Annotated in this window: 1 protein-coding gene, 1 pseudogene and 1 CRISPR repeat array; the gene and the pseudogene both read right to left on the bottom strand. The window is 50.2% G+C overall.

Annotated features, from left to right (window positions below; all coding sequences use genetic code 11):
• Nucleotides 1–6: 6 nt before the first annotated feature.
• A CRISPR array of direct repeats spans nucleotides 7–3,697; the repeat unit is 28 nt; unit sequence ATTAACCGCCGTATTGGTGGCTTAGAAA.
• 102 nt (nucleotides 3,698–3,799) lie between these two features.
• Nucleotides 3,800–4,585 carry an IS21-like element helper ATPase IstB gene (gene istB, locus BLV87_RS14890; RefSeq protein WP_093069951.1) on the bottom strand — a complete coding sequence of 262 codons (786 nt, stop codon included), beginning with the start codon at nucleotides 4,583–4,585 and terminating at the stop codon, nucleotides 3,800–3,802.
• Nucleotides 4,582–4,891: pseudogene (locus BLV87_RS19465) on the bottom strand (IS21 family transposase); the annotation flags it as partial. The gene istB and the pseudogene BLV87_RS19465, both read right to left, overlap by 4 nt.

Genomic DNA, 4,891 nt, shown 5'->3' with positions numbered 1-4,891 from the left:
ATACGGATTAACCGCCGTATTGGTGGCTTAGAAAGTCCGTTCGCTCCGTTAAGTGTGGGCGGTAATATTAACCGCCGTATTGGTGGCTTAGAAACGTATTGGCAATTGCACCGCCCGTGGATGCTAATTAACCGCCGTATTGGTGGCTTAGAAACAACGCACGCGCTGCACTTGCCGCCGTAATCTATTAACCGCCGTATTGGTGGCTTAGAAAATGCTGTTGGAAATTGGCAAGCTGGATCAAGCATTAACCGCCGTATTGGTGGCTTAGAAAGGCTGGAGTGCGTCACCGATCGCGCCCCAGTTATTAACCGCCGTATTGGTGGCTTAGAAACTTGCCGCCTTGCGTCTCAGTCTTTGGAATCGATTAACCGCCGTATTGGTGGCTTAGAAAAATAGCACGGGGTCGCCCGCTTTCAGCAAGTAATTAACCGCCGTATTGGTGGCTTAGAAAAGAAACAGGTGAGTTGACTGGTGATGCACTGCATTAACCGCCGTATTGGTGGCTTAGAAAATCGGCAGCCTGACAGAAACCACCTTTGTCGGATTAACCGCCGTATTGGTGGCTTAGAAAAATTAAGTTCACCTTAAACCTCCTATGGATTTGATTAACCGCCGTATTGGTGGCTTAGAAATAAAAATGTATGCACAGGATGTGCTGTATCGGATTAACCGCCGTATTGGTGGCTTAGAAAGCCAACCTATTCCGCGTTTTACTATTGTTGCCATTAACCGCCGTATTGGTGGCTTAGAAACGACAGTCCAACATAGTCTTTGACAGCAATTAATTAACCGCCGTATTGGTGGCTTAGAAAAATCAATCGCTGGAGGCGGGGCAGGGGAAACCATTAACCGCCGTATTGGTGGCTTAGAAACATTGCGTCAGTTCGTCGGGGGTGCTGGTGGTATTAACCGCCGTATTGGTGGCTTAGAAAAGCAGATGCAGCCCAATTTCGACTTGGTGGGGATTAACCGCCGTATTGGTGGCTTAGAAAAAGAAAACAGTAGATGCAGCACTTGTCCATTTATTAACCGCCGTATTGGTGGCTTAGAAATCCAGCGCGAACGATGGTCTTTTTACGTCGAAATTAACCGCCGTATTGGTGGCTTAGAAATGACTTATTAGTATCAAAAACAACAGCATCAGATTAACCGCCGTATTGGTGGCTTAGAAATGATTCGCCATGTATCGCCCGACACTTCGCCGATTAACCGCCGTATTGGTGGCTTAGAAAACATTTTCGCTGCCGTCAAATGCGATAGACCCATTAACCGCCGTATTGGTGGCTTAGAAATGTGGGTTATTTGAAATGCAACGGGGCATTAAATTAACCGCCGTATTGGTGGCTTAGAAACAGCAATGTCGCTGTAATCTGTATCGCCATTGATTAACCGCCGTATTGGTGGCTTAGAAATATCTGCTCAACAAAGCGCGTGGCTAATCCACATTAACCGCCGTATTGGTGGCTTAGAAAAGTTGGGAAACCGTGAAACATCTCAAAGCCGAATTAACCGCCGTATTGGTGGCTTAGAAACGCGCGAAATGCGGCGAGCATGGGCTGGATGGAATTAACCGCCGTATTGGTGGCTTAGAAAAGTGCCGCTTGCAGTCCAGTCACATTCGCAATATTAACCGCCGTATTGGTGGCTTAGAAAAATACCGCGTTGAACAATGCCAACACTGCCCAATTAACCGCCGTATTGGTGGCTTAGAAATGACGCCGTTGCATCCCAACCAACCGCCGTTGATTAACCGCCGTATTGGTGGCTTAGAAATTTTCTTTCAGCCAGTCGCGGAAATCGCCTGCATTAACCGCCGTATTGGTGGCTTAGAAAACCGCAGCAGGGCGCTATACCCTAGAGTTCCGATTAACCGCCGTATTGGTGGCTTAGAAAGCAAGCTGGTCGCCGCGCATACGTGGGTACATATTAACCGCCGTATTGGTGGCTTAGAAAGGAAATCGCTAAGCCGATGGATGCGCCACGGGATTAACCGCCGTATTGGTGGCTTAGAAAATGTGCGCATTGTTGATGTAGTATTTCCGTCGATTAACCGCCGTATTGGTGGCTTAGAAAAGTAGTCGGGGCCATTCCATTTTTCTGCAAACATTAACCGCCGTATTGGTGGCTTAGAAAACGGTACGCTGCACCGTCTGCGATTGCACCGCATTAACCGCCGTATTGGTGGCTTAGAAACCGATCGTGCAAATACCGATACGCTACAGCCGATTAACCGCCGTATTGGTGGCTTAGAAAGCGACATTATCGACCGCTGGCGGGGAAGGGATATTAACCGCCGTATTGGTGGCTTAGAAAAATATCATCACTTTGCCACGGGCACGCCTGATATTAACCGCCGTATTGGTGGCTTAGAAAGGAAATCGCTAAGCCGATGGATGCGCCACGGGATTAACCGCCGTATTGGTGGCTTAGAAAAATATCATCACTTTGCCACGGGCACGCCTGATATTAACCGCCGTATTGGTGGCTTAGAAATCAAAAACGGCGTGCCCGTGGCTTTAGCGGGGTATTAACCGCCGTATTGGTGGCTTAGAAAACAAGGTTTTGCAACCCGCCTGCCACATCAGCATTAACCGCCGTATTGGTGGCTTAGAAAGGTACTGCGCTGATTGACACGAAGGAAGAGTTATTAACCGCCGTATTGGTGGCTTAGAAATCAAATCCGGCAGGTTGCCGCAGGCGCTTTGGATTAACCGCCGTATTGGTGGCTTAGAAATGAAGTTATCGCCACCGAATACGCACGGGCGCATTAACCGCCGTATTGGTGGCTTAGAAAGAGAACCACGGGAACGTGGAGACGTTGAACAAATTAACCGCCGTATTGGTGGCTTAGAAATTGTCGATGATGCCCTTGTCGATGCCCTGCCAATTAACCGCCGTATTGGTGGCTTAGAAAAGTCGCGGTAGTCGGGTTTTAGGTGTTCTAGCATTAACCGCCGTATTGGTGGCTTAGAAAAAACAGTCGGTGCTGACATTAACGCCCTGCGTATTAACCGCCGTATTGGTGGCTTAGAAAAGCAGCGGCGCAGTGTCTAGGTAGGGCTTGTGATTAACCGCCGTATTGGTGGCTTAGAAACAAACCGCACTAGAGTGGGCATGGGAAGTCGAATTAACCGCCGTATTGGTGGCTTAGAAAGCGACATTATCGACCGCTGGCGGGGAAGGGATATTAACCGCCGTATTGGTGGCTTAGAAATCTGGAATATGCGGAAGAGGAAAGGTTGCTAGATTAACCGCCGTATTGGTGGCTTAGAAACCGTTATCTCCATCGCCTCTCTGCGCGTAATCATTAACCGCCGTATTGGTGGCTTAGAAAATTATCAATCCTTGCCTAACTATTATGTCAACATTAACCGCCGTATTGGTGGCTTAGAAATATTGCCGATGTTTAACACCGGCAATATTCCCATTAACCGCCGTATTGGTGGCTTAGAAAGCAAAGCTTGCCCCATGCCAGCAACGAAACCTATTAACCGCCGTATTGGTGGCTTAGAAAAATGATCGCCTGACCCCATGACGTATCCGCCAATTAACCGCCGTATTGGTGGCTTAGAAAGTCTGGGGCGTGGTTGATTATATCCATTGTGTATTAACCGCCGTATTGGTGGCTTAGAAATACTCAAAAGCGAGGCGCTCAAAGCAGACGGCATTAACCGCCGTATTGGTGGCTTAGAAATGCAATGCAGCCACCGAGTGTCAATAGCAATCCAAAACTGACCCACCTTACGGGTTAAAATGACAATTTAAAATTGACCCACCCAAGCTGTTTTTCACTGACTTACTGGCGGGTCTTATCCTCCCTGACAGGCACTGTCCCTGCCATCTTTTTGTCCTTGAGACGGTAGCTGTTACCGGCGATCTGCACGATATGGGCATGATGCAGCAGCCTGTCCAGCAATGCTGCGGTGAGTGTCTGGTCATCGGCAAAGGCCGTTGCCCATTGAGAGAACGGCAGGTTGCTGGTGACAATGACACTGCCGTGTTCATAGCGTTTGGCAACGACATTGAAGAACAAATTGGCTTCTTCGCGTCCAAACGGCAGATAGCCGATTTCATCAATAACTAACAGGCGGGATGAGAGGATACTGCGTTTGAGGTAGTTATCCAGCCGCCCTTGCTTTTTGGCAGCCGCCAGTTGCAGCATCAGGTCGGCAGCCGTGATAAAACGCACCTTGATGCCCCGGTTAACCGCCAGCGCAGCTAGACTGATGGCCAGATGGCTTTTACCCACGCCGCTGGGGCCTAGCAGCACGATGTTTTCCGCCCGTTCAATAAACGCCAAGCTGGTCAGTTCCTGCAACTGTTGGCGGGGTGCACCCGTGGCAAAGCGGAAGTCATAGTCTTCAAACCGCTTCAGGGCGGGCAGTCCCGCCAGCTTCAGCAAAGTCTCACGGGTGCGCAGTGCCCTGGCTTCCTGTTCTGTCCGCAGCAATTGCTCCAGAAAGTCAGCAAATGAGGTTTCCCCACTGGCGGCCTGTTGTGCCAGTGCTGGCCATTCAGTGGCAATGGCAGGCAGTTTCAGGCTGTCACAATAGTGACGGATACGTTCCATTTGCAAATTCATGGGCAGCCTCCCAGCAATTGGTCATAGGTGCTGAGCGGGTGCTGCAAGCTTTCGACCGGTAACGCCGCTTTGACTGTCACGGGGCTGACAGTGCTGCGGGAGGGTGTTGCCTGTGCTGGCAATGGCTGCAAACTCAGACGCTCCTTGTCGAGCAGGACTTGCGGCTTTTCTTGGGTAGTGCCGTGAATGCGCTGATGGGCGACTTCAGCCAGCCATGCGCCAATCCGGGCATTGGCGGTGTCCACATCCAGTGTCAGGCCCACTTGCTTCAGCGCGGCAGCCAGCGGGGTGATGAAACTGCCCTTG

This window comes from Thiothrix caldifontis (assembly GCF_900107695.1).
In the GTDB taxonomy this organism is placed as follows: Bacteria; Pseudomonadota; Gammaproteobacteria; order Thiotrichales; family Thiotrichaceae; genus Thiothrix; species Thiothrix caldifontis.
This window is presented reverse-complemented; position numbering and strand designations above follow the sequence as displayed.